This is a genomic window from Cobetia marina (assembly GCF_001720485.1).
GTDB classification, from domain to species: domain Bacteria; phylum Pseudomonadota; class Gammaproteobacteria; order Pseudomonadales; family Halomonadaceae; genus Cobetia; species Cobetia marina.
In genome coordinates this window covers 3137476-3156205 of record NZ_CP017114.1, presented here as the reverse complement: position 1 = coordinate 3156205, position 18730 = coordinate 3137476, and the positions used below count along the sequence as shown (strand labels likewise).

The following is an 18730-nucleotide window of genomic DNA, read 5'->3' as shown; positions in this document are numbered from 1 at the left end:
GCAAGTCGGATGTTCATCAGTCGTTGTCATGAGGGGCAGGGATGAAGGTGACGGTAAGCGAAGCTCAGGAAAATGCATCGACAACGCGCGCATCGGCTCATGTGCTGCGGGTCGGCTACCCGGGACGGCTCGGGGGGTACTCACGCGAATGCGCCGCCAAGATGTATGCCTCGAATGCCACCTTGAGTGCCTATGCGGGCATCGACGAGGTGGTCAACGCTCTGGTGAGAGGAGAGGTGGAGGCTGCCGTCGTCCCCTGGTCAAGAGGCCATCAGCGACCGGTGACGGCTACCCACGAGGCGTTGGCCTGCTGGCCGGGCATTCGGGTGGAGCGTCGGCTTTTCCGTGCCATCAGCCTCAGCCTGCTGGGGCCACCGGACCTCTGTCCCTCGAAGGTCCAGCGCATCGTGGCGCGCGAGGCTCTGTTCGAGGAGTGCAGCGAGTGGCTTGAGCACAATCTCCCCGGTGTCGCACGCATCGAATGCCTGCACATGGCGGATGCGCTGGATATGGCCGAGGGGCGCCACGATACCCTGGCGATCGCGCCACCGTCTCTCGCACGCAGGCCGGGTCTGGTGTGCCTTGCCGAGCGGATCGAGGACGACCCCGGGCGTGTCGCTCAGTTTGCGGTGTTGAAGCGCGATACCAGCAGCGTGCGTGGCCAGGGATATCTGGACGACGCGCCCTCAACTTCGCCAGATTGTGTGGCAGGCGAGTCTGATCCGGGCTGAGTATCCTTCGACATGGCAGCCATCGCCCGTGCGTCGCTGCCATGTCCGGTGACCTGCTGATACTCTGAAGGCTTTCCTTGCCTCGGGTACGACACGATGCCTCACTCCATTGCTTCCTCAGAGACTGACACGAGAGCGTCAAAGGCCGATGCTACCTCGGCCAGCAGCCCCGACAGCTCGCCGTTGTCGTTTCCTGCATCCCCCGCGCCTCTCGACTCCCCCCTTGCGCTGGATGCGCGCCTGCCGGTACGGCCTGCCCCTTACGAATGTTCGCTGCCGAGTGCCGGACTGATTCTGGTCGATGAGATCAACGGCTTCTGTCAGGTGCAAGGAGGCGCTCTGGCCCCGCAGGCCGACAATGCCCAGGTAACCCGCATGGTGGCGCTCAGTGACGACGTGGCGCGCTGTTTCTCGGCGCACGCCCGCCCGCTGCTGGCCTTCATTGACTCCCACTCACCCGGCGTCCCGGAGCCGCCCTATCCCGCTCACTGTGAGCAGGGTAGTGGTGAGGATGAGCTGGTGGCCGAGCTTGCGTGGCTGGAGAGCGATCCGCATGCCACTCTGGTGCGCAAGGATTGCATCAATGGATATATTGGCGCGATCGACCCGGCAAGCGGTGTCAATGCGCTGCAGGAGTGGGTTGGCCGGCAGCGACTGAAGACGCTGGTAGTGGCGGGAATCTGCACGGACATCTGCGTGATGGACCTGGTGCTGACGCTTCTCTCTGCACGCAATCATGGTCTGCTGGGCGAGGTGAGCGACATCGTGGTGCTGGAGCCTGCCTGCGCCACCTATGATCTGAGTGCGGAAAGCGTGGCTGCCCTTGGATTGCCTGCGCCCGCCATCCACCCGCAGCGAGACGCCCATCACATCGGGCTCTATTGCATGGCCTCACGCGGGGCGATCATCGCCAGCCAGCTCAGGATTCAGGCGTGAGGCATCAGACGCCTGGAGGAATGCGCTTGAGGCTGTCAGTCAGGCACAGGTCCGAAATGTAGTTTGATTACGACATTTTTGCGGATATTCGCTGTTCTGCATGAAGCCAATGACCATGTGGATCACGCTGACACGAGCCCATACGTAAACGCCCGCCCACTCAAATGAGGGGCGGGCGTTTACGTGTATCGGCAATGTGCCAGTGTCAGGCGCGGGTGCTGACCCAGTCATTGGCATCGGGGACCGCGATCTCGACCGACTCCGACATCAGTGATGAGTGGAACATGAAGTCGGCACTCGCGACATTGTTGGCCACCGGCACGTTCCACAGTGTCGCCAGGCGCAGCAGCGCCTTGACGTCAGGGTCGTGCGGCATCGGAGCGAACGGGTCCCACAGGAAGATGAGCAGGTCGAGATTGCCTTCGGCGATGCGCGCACCGATCTGCTGATCACCGCCCAGCGGCCCACTCATCAGGCCTTCGACCTCAAGTCCGAGCTCCTTGCTGATGCGTCGGGCCGTGGTGCCGGTGCCCAGCAGCTGGTGGCGTGACAGCTCATCGCGCCAGCGCATGGCCCAGGCCAGCATCTCATCCTTCTTGCCATCGTGAGCCACCAGCGCAATCCGCTTGCGTTCTGCCAGGGTGCGTCGTGCCTGGCGCTTGGGTCGTTGCTCGCTCATGCCGCTTGATCTCCTGAAGGCGGGGTGTCAGCCCCGCCAGTGATAACGCTGCCGGTGTCGATCCGTCGATGCCGGTCGCTCAGTCGATGGTGCCACCGACAGTGACGATCTTCATGGTGTTGGTGCCACCGTGGGCATTCATCTGATCGCCCCGGGTCAGAATCACCAGATCACCACGGTTGGCGATGCCGCGCGCTTCCAGCTCGGCGATGGCGCGACGGTTGATCTCCTGCGCCGGCAGCTCGCTGGAATCGAAGGGCAGTGACACCACGCCACGATAGAGAGCCATGCGGCGCTGGGTCTTCTGGTCCTGGGCGAGACCGACGATCGGCAGACCCGAGCGGATGCGCGAGGCGATCAGCGGGGTATAGCCGGATTCGGTCATGCAGACGATGGCCACGACACCCGTCAGGTGGTTGGCCGCGTACATGGCAGACAGTGCGATGGTCTCATCTGTCTTGCTGAAGCCTTCGTGGATGCGGTGCTGGGATTCCTGGGCGGCACGTTCACGCTCGGCACCCAGGCAGACACGATCCATGGTCTCGATGGTCTCGACCGGGAAATCGCCTGCCGCGGTCTCGGCCGACAGCATCACGGCGTCGGTGCCGTCGAGCACGGCATTGGCGACGTCGAAGACTTCGGCGCGGGTCGGCAGCGGGGCGCTGATCATCGACTCCATCATCTGGGTCGCGGTGATGACCACGCGGTTGAGGCTGCGGGCACGGCGGATCATGCGCTTCTGCACGCCGATCAGCTGTGCGTCGCCTATCTCCACGCCCAGATCGCCACGCGCCACCATCACGCCTTCACTGGCGAGGATGATGCCGTCGAGCACGGCGTCGTCGGCGACGGCTTCGGCGCGCTCGACCTTGGCGATCAGGCCGATGTCACGACCTTCCTCGCCCAGCAGCTCACGTGCCAGCTGCATGTCGGCGCCACTGCGCGGGAAGGAGACGGCCAGATAGTCCACGCCGATGTCGATGGCGGTCTTGAGGTCTGCCTTGTCCTTCTCGGTCAGCGCCTCGGCGGACAGGCCACCGCCTTGCTTGTTGATGCCCTTGTTGTTGGACAGCTTGCCACCCACCTTGACGGTGGTGTGGATCTCGTTGCCCTTGAGTTCGTTGACCTCAAGCACCACGCGACCGTCATCAAGCAGCAGAACGTCGCCGGCGACCACGTCATCGGCCAGTTGCTGATAGTCACAGCCGACACGCTCGACGGTACCTTCATCGCGGCCCAGGCCGATGTCCAGGATGAACGGTTGGCCTTCCTGAAGCTGGACAGCGGTGTCCTTGAAGCGGGCGATGCGGATCTTCGGACCCTGCAGATCACCCAGCACGGCGACGCTGCGGCCCTGGGCGGCGGCGGCGGCACGGACGGCCTCGGCACGCATGCGGTGGTCTTCGGGGCTGCCGTGAGAGAAGTTGAGGCGAACCACATCCACTCCGGCACGGATCATCGCGTCGAGGACGCCCGGCTTGTCACTGGCCGGACCGAGTGTGGCGACAATCTTGGTGCGGCGGATCGGGCCGTTGAACGCGTGCGGCATGAGAACATACTCCTTGAACACTTGCGTGAGGGGTCAGGCGGTTTGTGTTGTCATTTTACTACATTGACGACGTAAAGGGAGCCTGTCGAGTGTCGTGGTTGATTGGTGTGGTAGCGCGCGAGTGATTCGGCTGCCATGGCGGCGATGGTAGCGACATGACTTGCGTCTTCACAAGCGCTGGCGTCAGGCTGGTGGCCAGTCAGACATGGCGTGATCCGAGAGGCCCAGGCTGTGAGGATGGCATCTACGTTGACCCGCAGGCCTGCCACTGCCTGTGTCAGTAATGCCACACTGATGTGACGAATCGTGAAAAGGCCACTTATATATAGTCATGGTTTGCCTGTCGTCATGGCGACACATGCACCTGGCGGGTCTGGCAGGTCCGGGTGCCGGTCGATGACCGCGTCATGCCTCGGGCGTCGATTCTCGAGATTCGGGGTGGTGTGTGATGTCCGCTGCCACCACCCACATGGCGTGGTGCTGGCAACATTGCTGGTCAGCGCTGAAATGCTGGGGTAGGGTAGGCGCATTTTTAGGCTGGGATAAAACCCAGCGCTACGAGTCATTCGCCGGTGCAGTCAGCGCCGGCCAGGAGATGCGAGCAACCATGGGCAAGTCACTGGTGATCGTCGAGTCGCCTGCCAAGGCCAAGACCATCAACAAGTATCTCGGCAACGACTTCGTGGTGAAGTCGAGTGTCGGGCATATCCGCGATCTGCCGACCAGCGGTAGCGGCAAGCAGGCCACCGATCCCAAGGAGCGTGCCCGTCAGGCAGCCGAGACGCGCAAGATGTCGCCGGAAGCCAAGGCGGCTCACAAGGAAAAGAAGGCCAAGACGCAGCTCATCCGTCGCATGGGGGTAGACCCGGAGAACGGCTGGGAGGCGCATTACGAGATCCTGCCCGGCAAGGAAAAGGTCGTCTCCGAGCTGACGCGCCTGGCCGAGAAGGCCGACACCATCTATCTCGCGACGGATCTGGACCGCGAAGGTGAGGCGATTGCCTGGCACCTGCGCGAGACCATCGGTGGCGACGATACCCGCTACAAGCGCGTGGTATTCAACGAGATCACCAAGAAGGCGATCACGGCGGCCTTCGATGAGCCGGGCGATCTGAAGATGGACCGCGTGCATGCTCAGCAGGCGCGTCGCTATCTGGATCGTGTCGTCGGTTTCATGGTCTCGCCGCTGCTGTGGGCCAAGGTGGCTCGTGGGCTGTCGGCCGGTCGAGTGCAGTCGGTTGCCGTGCGCTTGATCGTCGAGCGTGAGCGTGAGATCCGTGCCTTCATTCCGGAAGAATTCTGGGATGTGCACGCAGAGCTTGCCGCGACCAGCGGCGAGGCGATCCGTTTCGAGCTGGCGCGTCAGGATGGCAAGGCCTTCCGTCCGACCAGCGAGAAGGAAACGCTGGATCGCATCGCGGCGCTGCGTACCGCTCGGCTCGCGATTTCCAATCGCGAAGACAAGCCGACCCGCTCCAAGCCGAATGCCCCCTTCATCACCTCGACCCTGCAGCAGGCGGCCAGCAGTCGTCTCGGCTTCTCGGTCAAGAAGACCATGATGATGGCGCAGCGCCTCTACGAGGCCGGTTACATCACTTACATGCGTACCGACTCGACCAATCTGTCGGCGGACGCGGTGGCCACCGCGCGGGACTTCATCGCTGAGGAATTCGGCGACAACTATCTGCCGCAGGCCGCCAACGTCTACTCCAGCAAGGAAGGCGCTCAGGAAGCTCACGAAGCGATCCGTCCCTCCGAGGTGGCGCGTCGCGCGACGGACCTCACCGGCATGGAGCGTGACGCGGAGCGTCTGTATGAGCTGATCTGGCGTCAGTTCGTCGCCTGCCAGATGGTGCCGGCGGAGTATCTGTCCTCGACCCTGACCATCGAGGTCGATGGCTACGAGCTGCGCGCCAAGGGCCGGGTGCTCAAGTTTGACGGTTATACCCGCGTGATGAAGCCGGCGGGCAAGAAGGAAGAGGACCAGTCACTGCCGGACCTGGCCATCGGCGAGGTGCTGGAGCTGGTCGAGCTGGACCCGCAGCAGCACTTCACCAAGCCGACGGCGCGTTACACCGAAGCCAGTCTGGTCAAGGAGCTGGAGAAGCGCGGCATCGGCCGTCCTTCGACCTATGCGGCGATCATCTCGACCATTCAGGATCGTGGTTACGTGGCGCTGGAAAATCGGCGTTTCTACGCCGAGAAGCTGGGTGACATCGTCACTGATCGTCTCAGTGAATCCTTCAAGGACCTGATGGACTTCGGCTTCACCGCGCGCATGGAAGACTACCTCGATGAGGTGGCCAACGGTCAGCGCAACTGGCGTGAACTGCTGGATGCCTTCTACGCCGAGTTCAAGGCCGAGCTGGATCACGCCCAGTCAGAAGAGGGCATGCGCCCGAATCAGCCGGTGCCGACCGATATCGCCTGCCCGACCTGTGGTCGCGAGATGCAGATCCGTACCGCCTCCACCGGCGTCTTCCTGGGGTGCTCCGGTTACAACCTTCCGCCCAAGGAGCGCTGCAAGACCACCATCGACCTGTTGCCGGGGGATGAGGCGGTCGCCGCTGACGCGGATGAGAATGCCGAGACCGATGCACTGCGTGCCAAGCGCCGTTGTCCGATCTGCGCCACGGCCATGGACAGCTATCTGATCGACGAGCAGCGCAAGCTGCACGTCTGCGGCAACAGCCCGGATTGCGTGGGACATGAAGTCGAGCAGGGTCAGTTCCGCATCAAGGGCTACGATGGGCCGGTGATCGAGTGCGACAAGTGCGGTGCCGACATGCAGCTCAAGACCGGGCGTTTCGGCAAGTACTTCGGCTGCACCAACGAGGATTGCAAGAACACCCGCAAGCTGCTCAAGTCCGGGGAGGTCGCGCCGCCGAAGATGGACCCGATCCCCATGCCGGAACTTGCCTGCGTGAAGGTCGAGGATCACTACGTGCTGCGTGATGGCGCCAGTGGCCTGTTCCTTGCCGCCAGTCAGTTCCCCAAGAATCGCGAGACGCGTCCGCCGCTGGTCAGCGAGCTCAAGGCGCATGCCGACGAGCTGCCGGAGAAGTATCACTTCATCCTCAAGGCGCCGGAGAAAGACCCCGATGGCCGCCCGACGCAGATTCGTTTCTCGCGCAAGGCCAAGGAGCAGTTCGTGATGACGGACGAAGATGGCAAGGCGACGGGGTGGAAGGCGACCTTCGACAACGGCCGTTGGGTCGTCGAGGACAAGCGCATGGGAGCCAAGAGCTGATGAGCCAGCGTGGCCGCACCAATCAACTGCTGTATCAGGCCGAGTTGCTGCTGGAGCAGGCGGCCGTCGCGACGCGTGATGAGCATGCCGTCGCACGGCGCATGGCCGGTGAGGAAGGGGCGCTGGCGTTGATGGAGCTGGCATTGGCCTCGTTGATCGAGGAGTGCGCCGCGTCGGCACGCTGGCCTGAGGGCAGCTGGCGCGAGCGGCTGGCCACACCGCCGACTCCCGTGGCGGAAATCGAGCAGTTGCGAAGCCTGCAGGCGCAGCCGGACAGTTGGTTGAGCCAGCTAGTGGCCGATATCACGCGTCTGCATGAAGAGGGCGGTGCTGCCCGGCGTGAGGAAGGCCAGGCGCGTGGCGATGGTCTCATCATCGCCGCGGCGGCCAATGCGCCTCTGGCAGAGCGTCTCGCCACGGCAGTCAGCGCCATGAAGGCGTTGCTGTCACACCTTCGCGAGTCGAATGTGGAGTGGTAGCGTCGCGCTGCCTGACCCGAAAGCGCTGGCATGTCACGCACCTGTCATTCAGGTGACGCCCTGGCATGACGGGTGCTAGACTGGCGGCATTGTGGCAAGCCCTGCATTCTCCGGTACGACCATGGCTCTGGCTGTGGTCGTACTTTTTTCTGCATTGTCGCCAGTGACTGCAAGTCGCAGGGCCTGCCCGCCGTCAAGCTGACGATCACAACGACGCCGGTATCCTCAGGATGCCGTGCAGGAGGAATGACGTGTCCGATCCCGCCGTACTTGAAATCGTGCAAATGGAAGATGGGGAAGTGATCCTGCGTGCCGCCGAGAGTGAAGGTGAGCCACTTCTCAGTATCCGCATCTCCGATGAAGCTGCCGATCTGCTGCGTGACAATCGCTTCGAGGTCGCGCGTGAGATGATCGACCACGCCATCACCCGCACCCGCCTGTGGGATGGCGAGGATGATGAGGACGAGCAGTCGGAAGGCATGGTGCACTGAGCACTTCCCGCATGTCTGCCAGCCACGAAAAAACCCGCCAATCGGCGGGTTTTTTCGTGGATGCCCTGATGGCGACAGTCGTCATCTGCGCGTCAGCGCTGTGAGGACAGACTGCCTGCGAGCCATGAGATCAGTGCAGGCCGCCATCGCGGATCACGCCCACGCCGAGGCCCTCGATTTCCAGGCTGTCCGTGCGCAGATCCACCTTGATGGGAGCGAAGTCCTCGTTCTCGGCTTCCAGCCATACGTAATGGCCATCGCGACGGAAGCGCTTCACCGTCACTTCATCCCCCAGACGCGCTACCACGATCTGTCCGTCACGCACGCTGCTCGTGCGGTGCACGGCCAGCAGGTCACCTTCCAGAATGCCGACATCCTTCATCGAGACCCCGCGCACGCGCAGCAGATAGTCGGCGGCAGGCGAGAAGTAGTCACTGGGCAGTGGGCAATGGCGATCGATATGCTGGCTGGCCAGGATAGGGCTGCCAGCGGCCACTTCCCCGATGACCGGCAGGCCCTGCTCGCTATCCTCTTCCGCCTCGGCCAGAGACGGCACGCGGATGCCCCGCGAGGTGCCCGGCACCATCTCGATGGCTCCCTTGCGCTTCAGGGCACGCAGATGCTCTTCCGCGGCATTCGGTGAGCGAAAGCCCAGTGCCTGGGCGATTTCGGCACGCGTTGGCGGATAGCCTGAGGACTTGATGGTCTTGATGATGAAATCGAAGACATCCTGCTGGCGCGGAGTAAGCGGCTGAGTCATGGGCATTGCCTTTGGCCTGGGCGGCATCTGAGCTGACGGCACGGGGTGTGCATCCATACAACTGTCATTGTATCCAGTCATGGCGGTCATGCAAGGCATCGTGGGTGCTTTGGCAGCAACGTTGCCGGCATCTTCGTCGACATCGACATGCTGACGCGAGACAGCGGGTGTCCGGGACGCCCCATGACCATCCCGTCCCCGAATGTCGCGCGTGAATGCGCGTCCTGCCGGTCTTGGCTGTCGAGTGTTTGAAACAACCAGCAATTGCCAGTCATGGCATGGACAGCTAGAATTATCTTGTTTCAAACGAATGTTCGTCGGGCGCATCCGGCTACCGGTACACAGGCCCTGTGTGTCCTGTGCTTCTGTCCTGTGCTCGGGACACGGCTCGTGGCAGCCTCCGCCTCGGAGTCGCTGCCTGACACGCGGTGCGTGAAGACCGACATGTCGTTTGATTGACCTGCATGAGAAGAGTCGCCCCCCGGGCCACGGCCTTGCCGTTGTCCGGGGGGACAAGGACTCCCGTGCCCCCTCGTGACTGATCACCTGACAAGGCATCCGCCCATGGCCCAGACCGATACCGTTACCCGTATCCTCGATACCGCCGAGGTCCTGTTCGCCGAGCGAGGCTTCGCCGAAACCTCGCTGCGCAATATCACCAGCAAGGCCAAGGTCAACCTGGCGGCGGTCAATTATCACTTCGGCTCAAAGAAGTCATTGATCCAGGCAGTGTTCGCCCGCTATCTCGACCCCTTCAGCGAGCGTTTCCATGCGGCACTCGACAGTGTCGAGCAGCAGCATGCCGGTCGTCAGGTGCCGCTGGAAACGCTGCTGGAAGTGATGGCGCGCACGGTGCTGGAGGTGCCGGCCGAGCGCAACAGCCTGCGTACCTTCATGCGCCTGCTCGGGCTTGCCTATACCCAGGGGCAGGGCCACATGCGTCGCTACATCCGCGAGCATTACGGCACGGTCTTCAGCCGCTTCGCCGAGCTCCTGAAGCTTGCGACGCCGGACCTGCCAGACAACGAGCGCTTCTGGCGTCTGCACTTCATGCTCGGCAGCGTGATCTTCACCTTCTCGGGACTGGACGCACTGCGCGATATCGAAGAGGCCGAATACGGCCATCACACCAGTGTGCGCGAGCTGATCCAGCACATGCGTCCGGTGGTGGTGGCGGCGATGGCGGCTCCGCTGCCGGCCTCGCTCGGAGATGGTGAAGCGGTCACCCAGGCGGCCAGCTGATGGCTTGCTGGGTGGCGGTGGATCTCACCCGCCAGCGTCTTGAGATACGCAATGACGCGCCGAGTGGCAGTCGTGATGCGCCGCCCCCCGCGGCTGACCCTGACACGCTGGTGCATGCCTGTGCGATCTCCAGCGGCCTCAACGGTATCGGCGAGCTCGATGGCAGCGGTTGCACGCCGACCGGCTGGCATGTGGTTCGCGCCGCGATCGGGGAGGGCAATCCGCGTGGTGCCGTCTATCGTGGGCGGCGCTTCACGGGAGAGGTGTTCACGCCTCGACTGGCCGCCGAGCACCCCGAACGCGACTGGATCCTGACGCGTATCCTGTGGCTCAGCGGTCGTGAGCCCGGCATCAACCGTGGCCGCAACGCGGCGGGACAGCGCGTCGACAGCCTGCGGCGCTACATCTACTTCCATGGCACGCCGACCAGCGAGCCGATGGGCACCCCGGCCTCCCATGGGTGCATTCGTCTGCGCGATGAGGATCTGCTGTGCCTTTACCAGCATGCGCCCGCCGGAACGCCAGTGCTGTTGCATGCCTGACGCTGCGTTGCCTGGCGGCTGGTGCTCGCGACTGTTCGAGTCGCGCTCAGTCGGCTAGAATTGCGCCTTTCCTCGCGCCGGCCGCCTGTCCTGAGGCTTGTCTTCCAGGCTGCCGAGCCCCGTAACGACATGAAACCCTGCCGTGCGTGCCATGCCTTGCAGCGCATGACACGGCCAGCAGGCCATGGACAGGAAGGATGTCATGACACAGCCATTGGGCTCCGTAATGCTCGACGTCGAGGGGCATACCCTCACGTCTGACGAACGTGAACTACTGGCACGCCCCGCCGTCGGCGGCGTCATCCTGTTTGCGCGCAACTGTGTTTCTCCCGAGCAGGTGCTGGCGCTGTGCGGTGAGATCCGCCGCGTCAATCCACATCTGTTGATCGCCATCGATCAGGAAGGCGGACGGGTGCAACGGCTGCGCGAAGGCGTGACCCGCCTGCCGCCGATGCGCGCCCTGGCACATTGCTGCCTGGGACGTGACTGTGACGGCTGCGGTGATGATGCCCAGTCGTCAGGGCTCGGGTTTGCCCGTGACGCCGGCTGGTTGCTGGGCATGGAGATGGCCGCCATTGGCTGCGACATCACCTTCGCGCCGGTATTGGATATCGATGTCGCGGGTTCCACCATCATCGGCGACCGCAGTTTCGGGACGACTCCCGAGGACGTGATTGCCGTCGGTACCGCCTTCATCGAGGGCCTGCGCGAAGCTGGCATGGCAGCGGTCGGCAAGCATTATCCCGGTCATGGTGGCATCGCGGCGGATACCCACCGCGAGCGCGTGATCGACCCCCGCCCCTTCCGCGAGCTGCGCGAGCATGATCTCAAGCCCTTCGCGGCGCTGGCGGATCGCCTGGGTGGCGTGATGCCGGCTCATGTCATCTACCCCGATTTCGATGCGCGCCCCGCCGGCTTCTCGCCAAGCTGGCTGGGGCTGCTGCGTGAGGAGTTCGGTTTCAAGGGCGCCATCTTCTCCGATGACCTGGGCATGGCGGCTGCCGTGGCCGAGGGCGAGCCGGAAGTGCGCGCTCGTCTGGCACTGGATGCCGGCTGCGACATGGCGCTGGTGTGCAATGATCCCGCCGCCGCACGTGCCGTGCTCGACAGCCTCGATGGGGATGAGCAGCGCAATGCCGGCAAGCGTCAGGCGCGTCTGCGCTACGGGCGCGCCCGCCCCACGCTCGAGGGCCTTGCGGGGCTGTCTCGCTGGCGGCGTACCCATGCACGTCTCGAGGCGCTGGCGGCCAGTCAGCCGCTCGAGCAGGTGGCCATGCCATCGGGCTTGGCTGAATGAGCCAGCCTTGAGGGGCTTTTCCTCCAGACGTCACCCAAGGACTCCACATGGCTGAGAAATCCGCCACCGAGGCGGCTGCCGACAAGCTGGCGGCGCCTGCCGAAGAGATGATCAATCACTGGGTCGAGCCGCTGCGCAACTGGGTGGAGCAGACCTTCGGTCTGCCACTCTGGGGGATCAACCTCGCCCTGGTGCTGGTGGCCGTGGTCGTGCTGCATCTGAGCGAGCGCATTCTGCTCAGTCGCCTGGCCGTGCATGCCGAGAAGAGTCGCAACCTGTGGGATGACGCGCTGCTGCACGGGCTGCGCCATCCGCTGTCTCTGTGGCTCTACAGCATGGGGTCGCTGGTCGCGCTGGATATTCTTGCCCATCAGTTCGCGCCCGGCAGCCTGGAGGCCTATCTGGGCACGGTGCGCCAGATCATCACCCTGCTGGCGCTGGCCTGGGCGTTGATTCGCATGATCAAGCGCTTCGAGTCGCTGCGTACCACGCCACCGCCCGGCACCAACGTCAATGCGATGGATGCCACCACGGCCTCGGCGATCAGCAAACTGCTGCGTGCCGTCGTGATCGTGCTGGTGGGTCTGGCCATCCTGCAGAATCTCGGTGTGTCACTGTCCGGCGTGATGGCCTTCGGTGGGGTCGGCGGTATCGCGGTGGGCTTCGCCGCGCGTGATCTGCTGGCCAACTTCTTCGGTGCCCTGATGATCCATCTCGACCGCCCATTCAAGGTCGGTGACTGGATTCGCTCGCCGGACCGCGAGATCGAGGGCACCGTCGAGGACATCGGCTGGCGGCTGACGCGCATCCGCACCTTCGACATGCGTCCGCTCTACATCCCCAACGCCATCTTCACCAGCATCGCGGTGGAGAATCCGTCACGGATGTACAACCGGCGCATCTTCGAGACCATCGGCTTGCGTTACGAAGATGCCACCCGGGTCGGTGACATCATCACCGCGGTCCGCGAGATGGTGGAAGGGCATGACGAGATCGACCAGACGCGGACCCAGATCGTGAACTTCAACAGCTACGGTGAACACTCTCTGGACTTCTTCGTGTACGTCTTCACGCGCACCACCGACTGGGTGAAGTATCACGCCATCAAGCAGGATGTGCTGCTGCGCATCCATGACATCATCCGTGAGCACGATGCACGCGTGGCCCTGCCGGGGCAGCGCCTGCACTTCGCTGACGTGCTGTCCCTCGAGGGCGCTGCTCCTCAAGGCGACACGAATGCTGATCGCGAGTCGTCCTCGCGCCGACCGCAAGACGAACAGGACGGCAAGGCCGCTGAAGCCTCGCCGTCACACGCTGCGCAGAGCGGGTCCCGCCGTTCTGCTTCATCCTCCGCTGCTACATCCTCTGCCACGTCCGCCCGACGTGGAGATGAGGCCAGTGATACCCAGGAAACTCCCGATGCTGACTCCGACGCCTGACTCCCTGAGCGCCCTGCATGCCGAAATGCGAGACGTGATGGACAACGCCGACTGCCTGATTCCCCAGGCAGAGCTGGAGGTCGCACTCGATCGCATGGCCGGGGAGTTGACCCGCAGCCTTGGTGATCGCATGCCGATCTTCTACTGCGTGATGAATGGCGGCCTGATTACCGCAGGTCAGCTGTTGACCCGACTCAAGTTCCCGCTGGAAGTCGATTATCTGCACGCGACGCGTTACCGCGGTGCCATGCGCGGTGGCGAGCTGTTCTGGCGCGTCAATCCGGAACTGCCGATGGCCGGTCGTGACGTGGTCATCGTCGATGACATCCTCGATGAGGGTGGCACCTTGGCGGCCATCATCGAGTACTGCCGTGAAGCGGGTGCGCGCAGCGTGTCCAGCTGTGTGCTGGTGGACAAGAAGCACGATCGCAAGGCCTATCCGGGCTTCAAGGCCGACTTCTGTGGTCTGGATGTCGAGGACCGCTTCCTGTTCGGTTTCGGCATGGATTACAAGGGCTACTGGCGCAACGCGCCGGGCATCTACGCGCCCAAGGGGCTGTAACGTTCCTGAAGACGAGGCGGTTTCGTCGCGCTGCCGTCCTGTCTCACCATCGCAGCCACGCCTGCATGTGATCACCACCCGCCCGGGCCACCGCGGCGGGTGGTGTCGTTTTCGGGGCCTTTTCTCGTCTCTTGGCGCAGAGCGTGACGATTGTGCTTGTCGTTGTCGGTTGGCTCGGAGTAGCGTTCGCTCAGGGCCGAAGCGTTCGGCTCTTGAGAGATTCCTGCACATGGGTGGCGAGGAGACAGGGGATGCTGGCAGTCATCGGGGGGACCGGGTTCGGCCATTGGCCGGGTCTGGAGGTGCTCAAGCGGGGTGGTCAGGAAACTCCCTTGGGGGCGGCGTCCTGCGGGGTGGTGCAGGGGCGGCTCGGCGGCAGGTCGATCCTGTTTCTGGCGCGGCATGGTCAACCCCACAAGATGCCGCCGCACCGAATCAATTATCGCGCCAACCTGTGGGCGCTCAAGCAGGCCGGGGCGACTCACGTCGTTGGCGTCAACTGCGTGTCAGGTATCGACCCGACGCTTGCGCCGGGCACGCTGGTGGTCCCGGATCAGTTGATCGATTACACGACGGGGCGCGAGGGCTCGTTCTTCGATGGCCGTTTCAAGCCGTTCCAGCATGTGGCATTCGCCTGGCCGTATCACCGTGTCTGGCGCGAGGAGCTGCATTCGGCGGCGTCTGACGCGGGACTGGTGATCCAGGCAGGCGGAGTGCTGGGCGTGGTGCAGGGGCCGAGACTGGAAACCGCGGCCGAGATTCGTCTGATGGCGCGCGATGGCAATACGTTGGTGGGCATGACGGGGATGCCCGAGGCCGTGCTGGCCCGGGAACTCGAGATGGAGTACGCCAGCCTGTGCCTGGTGATCAGTCACGCGGCCGGGGTCGGGGAGGAGGAGCCGACGAGGGCCGGAACGGAATCGGTGATCGAGGCAGGCATGCCGCAGGTGCAGCGCTTGCTGGCGGCGCTGCTGGCACGCCATGCGTGAGGCGCTTGTCCCTGGGAGGTGAGGCGGTCTGACTGCCAGAAAAACGGCCTGCATCAGCGATGCAGGCCGTTTTCATGTTCCGCGCATTTTCACGTGCACAGAGGTGAGTGGGGGCGTCAGGCCGCCTGGGTCTTGGCGTTGAGCAGCTCAAGCAGGGATTCGCAGAAGCTGAAGCGCGCCTCGGCGTCTTCCATCTCGGTGGTGAAGCGCAGTGTGTCGGCACCTTCCAGCTTGTAGACATCGGGCTGGCGCTGGATGAGTGTCACCAGCGTCAAGGGATCGACAGGCGTCTGGGCGCCGAAGATGATGCGACCGCGTGCGGCACCGGCTTCCAGCTTGACGATGCCCAGTGCCTGGGCGCGCTGGCGCAGCCGGGTCTGGCGGAACAGCGTCTTGACCGGCTCCGGCAACAGGCCGAAGCGGTCGATCATCTCGACCTGCAATTCCCGGAGATCGCTGGCGTTCTCGGCGTTGCTGATGCGCTTGTACATCATCAGGCGCTGCTGGACATCGTGGAGGTAGTCACCCGGAATCAGCGCCGGCAGATTGAGTCCGACTTCCACGCCCTCATCCAGCGGCGATTCGATGTTGGGCGTCTTGCCGGCCTTGATGGCCTTCACGGCGCGATCCAGCATCTCCATGTACAGCGAGTAGCCGATGGTTTCCATCTGGCCGGACTGCTCATCACCCAACAGCTCGCCTGCGCCACGGATCTCCATGTCATGGGAGGCCAGGGTGAAGCCTGCCCCCAGGTCATGCGATTCGCTGATTGCCTCCAGACGCTTGACCGCATCGCGGGTCATGGCCTTGGGGTGCGGGGTCAGCAGGTAGGCGTAGGCCTGGTGATGCGAGCGCCCGACGCGCCCACGCAGCTGGTGCAGCTGCGCGAGGCCGAACTTGTCGGCGCGTTCGATGATGATGGTGTTGGCGCTCGGGACGTCGATGCCGGTCTCGATGATGGTCGAGCAGACCAGCACGTTGAAGCGCTTGTGGTAGAAGTCCGACATGCGCCGCTCCAGGCTACGCTCCGGCAGCTGCCCGTGGGCGACACCGACGATGGCCTCCGGCACCAGTTCCGCGATGCGTGCCGCGCTTTCCTCGATGGTCTTGACCTCGTTGTGCAGCACGTAGGCCTGTCCGCCGCGCAGCAGCTCACGCAGGATGGCTTCCTTGATCACGCCGTCGTTACGCTGCTGGACGAAGGTCTTCACCGACAGGCGGCGCGCCGGTGGCGTGGCGATGATGGACAGGTCGCGAATGCCGCTCATCGCCATGTTGAGCGTGCGCGGAATCGGCGTGGCGGTCAGGGTCAGGATGTCCACTTCGGCACGCAGGCTCTTGAGTCGCTCCTTCTGGGAGACCCCGAAGCGGTGCTCCTCATCGATGACCAGCAGTCCCATGTTGGGCAATTCCAGCGACTTGGAGAGCAGCTTGTGGGTGCCGATCACGATATCCGCCTGCCCCTTGCGGATGCGCTCCAGTGACGTTTCCTGGCCCTTGCCGCTGGTGAAGCGCGACAGCAGGGCGATCTCCACCGCGGTGTCGGCGAAGCGATCGCGGAAGTTGTCGTAATGCTGCTGGGCCAGCAGGGTGGTGGGTACCAGCACCACCACCTGGCGTCCGGAGTTGACGGCCAGGAAGGCGGCGCGCATCGCGACCTCGGTCTTGCCGAAGCCGACATCGCCGCACACCACGCGATCCATCGGCTGAGGAGAGCACATGTCCTGGATCACCGCGCCGATGGTCTGCGCCTGGTCCGGTGTCTCCTCGAAGGGGAAGCTGGCCGCGAAACGGGCGTAGTCCTCGGCGGGGAAGTCGCAGGCATGGCCGACACGCGCTTCGCGCCGTGCATAGACATCCAGCAGCTCGGCGGCGGTGTCGCGAATCTTCTCGGCCGCCTTGCGCTTGGCCTTCTCCCACTGCTCGGACCCCAGCTTGTGCAGCGGTGCCAGCTCATCGCTGGCGCCGGAATAGCGTGAGATCAGATGCAGGCTGTCCACCGGCACATAGAGCTTGGCGCCGTCGGCGTATTCAAGGGCGAGGAACTCGGCTTCCTGACCGCCGGCGTCGATGGTCTCGAGTCCCAGGTAGCGACCGACCCCGTGGGTGTGGTGTACCACCGGTGCGCCTTCGCGCAGCTCCGAGAGATGACGCACGGCCAGTTCGTTGTCATCGGTGGCACGCGCCTGACGACGGCTCTGGCGGACTACCTCGCCATAGAGCTCGGTCTCGGTGACGATGACCAGCCCCTTGGCGGCGTCTTCGCGCTCGGGGGAGGGCGCCTGGGAGGTCTGCTCACCCGCTACCCAGGCACCACGCGTCAGGCCGCCGACGGTCAGGCCGACCGCGGCGGGACTGTCGACGAAGTGCTGGAAGCTCGCGAAGTCCTCCAGGCTGCGTAGCCCGAAGCTGCGCAGCAGCGCAGCGAGCTGCTCCTCGACGACTTCCCGGCGACCCTGGGTCTCGGCGACGAACAGGATGCGCTGTGCGCTCTGGCCGTTGAGTCGCTGCTTGAGGAAGCTCGCTAGCGCCTGGGTGGGGTCGGCGCTGCGTGCATCGATGGCGAGGCTGGGCAGCGCCTGCTGGCCGAATTCTATGGTGTGCGCATTGGGCTCGCGCAGCAGTTCGATGCGCTCGTGCTGCTTGATCAACGCGAACAGTTCGTTGACCGGCACGAAGGCGCGATGCGGCGGCAGCAGCGGGCGCGTGGGGTCCACGCCGAGATTGGCGTAGCGCGTGGTGATGGCGTCCCAATGATGTTCGGCCGCTTCGCGAGCTCCCGGCAGCATGGCGATCCGCAGGTTGTCGCCCATGTGATCGAACAGCGTCGCGGTCTCCTCGAAGAACAGCGGCAGATACTGCTCGAGCCCCGGTGAGGGAATGCCCTTGATGGCATCGTTGTAGAGGATGCACTGGCGGGGGTCGACATCGAACAGTGTCTCGAAGCCCTCGCGGAAACAGGCGATGGCGCTGCGCGTCAGAGGATATTCGTGGGCGGGCAGGATCTCGATCGCCTCGACCTTGTCGCCGCTGCGCTGGGTGTCGGGGTCGAAGGCGCGCAGGGTGTCGATCTCGTCATCGAACAGATCGATTCGCAGCGGTTGCTCACTGCCCATCGGGAACAGGTCGATCAGCGCGCCGCGCAACGCATACTCTCCGGGCTCGTAGACGGTCTCCACCGCACGGTATCCGGCACGTGAGAGGCGTGAGCGGAAATTCTCGCGGTCGAGAGTGTCTCCCCTGGCGAGACTGAAGACCTGGCCGGCGATGTAATCCGCCGGCGCCAGGCGCTGCATCAGGGTGTTGACCGGCACCGGCACGATGGCGCGGCGGCTGGCCTGCAGCGTGCGCAGCGTGCGCAGGCGCTCCGAGACGATGTCCTGGTGGGGCGAGAAACTGTCGTAGGGCAGTGTCTCCCAGTCAGGGAATGGCAGCAGGCGCTCCGGGTGGCGGGTATAGAAGTGCAGGTCCGCCTCCAGACGCTGGGCGCTGGCGGTGTCCGGCGTGATCACCATCAGTGGCGCTTCATCGGCGTCCGCCAGGCGCGCCAGCGCCAGGGCGGCAGCGCTGCCATCCTGCAGCGTCCAGTAGGTGGTCTCACGGGGAGAGCGTGGCAACGGGGGCGTCAGCGGAGTCTCGAACATGGGCTCTGGTGTCTTGTGTCCTGGGCTTGGGCGCACGGGAAGATTCACCGGCGGGAGGGGTGCTCCTCGCCAGTCACGCCAAACGGTGAAAGCCCGCGGCGGCGCGAGCGATGGTGATGAAGGCGCAATGGTCGGCGCAG

Annotated in this window: 15 protein-coding genes; 11 read left to right on the top strand and 4 right to left on the bottom strand. The window is 64.2% G+C overall.

Going from position 1 to position 18730, the window contains the following annotated elements; all coding sequences use genetic code 11:
- Positions 1–41 precede the first annotated feature (41 nt).
- The gene (locus BFX80_RS13280) at positions 42–731 is read left to right on the top strand and encodes a prephenate dehydratase domain-containing protein (protein WP_084209155.1); all 690 of its coding nucleotides are present in this window, start codon (positions 42–44) and stop codon (positions 729–731) included.
- A gap of 183 nt (positions 732–914) precedes the next feature.
- On the top strand, positions 915–1667 hold the full coding sequence (locus BFX80_RS13275) for an isochorismatase family protein (protein WP_205632709.1): 753 nt from the start codon (positions 915–917) through the stop codon (positions 1665–1667).
- A 205-nt stretch (positions 1668–1872) separates the two neighbouring features.
- Here BFX80_RS13275 and BFX80_RS13270 read toward each other — a convergent pair whose 3' ends face one another.
- Positions 1873–2346, bottom strand: a complete 474-nt coding sequence (locus BFX80_RS13270) for a methylglyoxal synthase (RefSeq protein WP_077371960.1) — start codon at positions 2344–2346, stop codon at positions 1873–1875.
- A gap of 79 nt (positions 2347–2425) precedes the next feature.
- On the bottom strand, positions 2426–3895 hold the full coding sequence (gene pyk, locus BFX80_RS13265) for a pyruvate kinase (RefSeq protein ID WP_077371963.1): 1470 nt from the start codon (positions 3893–3895) through the stop codon (positions 2426–2428).
- A 607-nt stretch (positions 3896–4502) separates the two neighbouring features.
- Here pyk and topA point away from each other — a divergent pair.
- The 3 genes from topA to BFX80_RS13250 all read left to right on the top strand — a co-directional run bounded on the left by topA (position 4503) and on the right by BFX80_RS13250 (position 8115).
- Positions 4503–7145: a type I DNA topoisomerase gene (gene topA, locus BFX80_RS13260; protein ID WP_084209153.1), complete on the top strand. Its 2643-nt coding sequence runs from the start codon at positions 4503–4505 to the stop codon at positions 7143–7145.
- Positions 7145–7624, top strand: a complete 480-nt coding sequence (locus BFX80_RS13255; protein ID WP_077371969.1) for a DUF6586 family protein — start codon at positions 7145–7147, stop codon at positions 7622–7624. Before topA ends, BFX80_RS13255 begins: the two co-directional genes overlap by 1 nt.
- A 251-nt stretch (positions 7625–7875) precedes the next feature.
- On the top strand, positions 7876–8115 hold the full coding sequence (locus tag BFX80_RS13250) for a hypothetical protein (protein WP_103751365.1): 240 nt from the start codon (positions 7876–7878) through the stop codon (positions 8113–8115).
- 130 nt (positions 8116–8245) lie between these two features.
- Here the strand turns inward: BFX80_RS13250 and lexA are convergent, their stop codons facing one another.
- On the bottom strand, positions 8246–8875 hold the full coding sequence (lexA, locus tag BFX80_RS13245) for a transcriptional repressor LexA (protein ID WP_077371975.1): 630 nt from the start codon (positions 8873–8875) through the stop codon (positions 8246–8248).
- 564 nt (positions 8876–9439) lie between these two features.
- Between lexA and BFX80_RS13240 the strand changes: the two genes are divergently transcribed.
- From BFX80_RS13240 to BFX80_RS13215, 6 genes are all read left to right on the top strand, one after another.
- On the top strand, positions 9440–10117 hold the full coding sequence (locus BFX80_RS13240) for a TetR/AcrR family transcriptional regulator (RefSeq protein WP_077371978.1): 678 nt from the start codon (positions 9440–9442) through the stop codon (positions 10115–10117).
- Positions 10117–10659: a L,D-transpeptidase gene (locus BFX80_RS13235; protein WP_084209152.1), complete on the top strand. Its 543-nt coding sequence runs from the start codon at positions 10117–10119 to the stop codon at positions 10657–10659. The genes BFX80_RS13240 and BFX80_RS13235 overlap by 1 nt, the downstream gene beginning before the upstream one ends.
- 202 nt (positions 10660–10861) lie before the next feature.
- Positions 10862–11956, top strand: a complete 1095-nt coding sequence (gene nagZ, locus BFX80_RS13230; protein ID WP_084209151.1) for a beta-N-acetylhexosaminidase — start codon at positions 10862–10864, stop codon at positions 11954–11956.
- Between the two features lie 47 nt (positions 11957–12003).
- Positions 12004–13395, top strand: a complete 1392-nt coding sequence (locus BFX80_RS13225; RefSeq protein ID WP_240499577.1) for a mechanosensitive ion channel family protein — start codon at positions 12004–12006, stop codon at positions 13393–13395.
- Positions 13376–13957, top strand: coding sequence for a hypoxanthine-guanine phosphoribosyltransferase (locus BFX80_RS13220; RefSeq protein WP_077371987.1), 582 nt, complete (start codon positions 13376–13378; stop codon positions 13955–13957). Before BFX80_RS13225 ends, BFX80_RS13220 begins: the two co-directional genes overlap by 20 nt.
- Before the next feature lie 251 nt (positions 13958–14208).
- Positions 14209–14946: an S-methyl-5'-thioinosine phosphorylase gene (locus BFX80_RS13215; protein ID WP_077371990.1), complete on the top strand. Its 738-nt coding sequence runs from the start codon at positions 14209–14211 to the stop codon at positions 14944–14946.
- Between the two features lie 116 nt (positions 14947–15062).
- Here the strand turns inward: BFX80_RS13215 and mfd are convergent, their stop codons facing one another.
- Positions 15063–18590 carry a transcription-repair coupling factor gene (gene mfd / locus BFX80_RS13210; RefSeq protein ID WP_084209150.1) on the bottom strand — a complete coding sequence of 1176 codons (3528 nt, stop codon included), beginning with the start codon at positions 18588–18590 and terminating at the stop codon, positions 15063–15065.
- Positions 18591–18730: the final 140 nt, after the last annotated feature.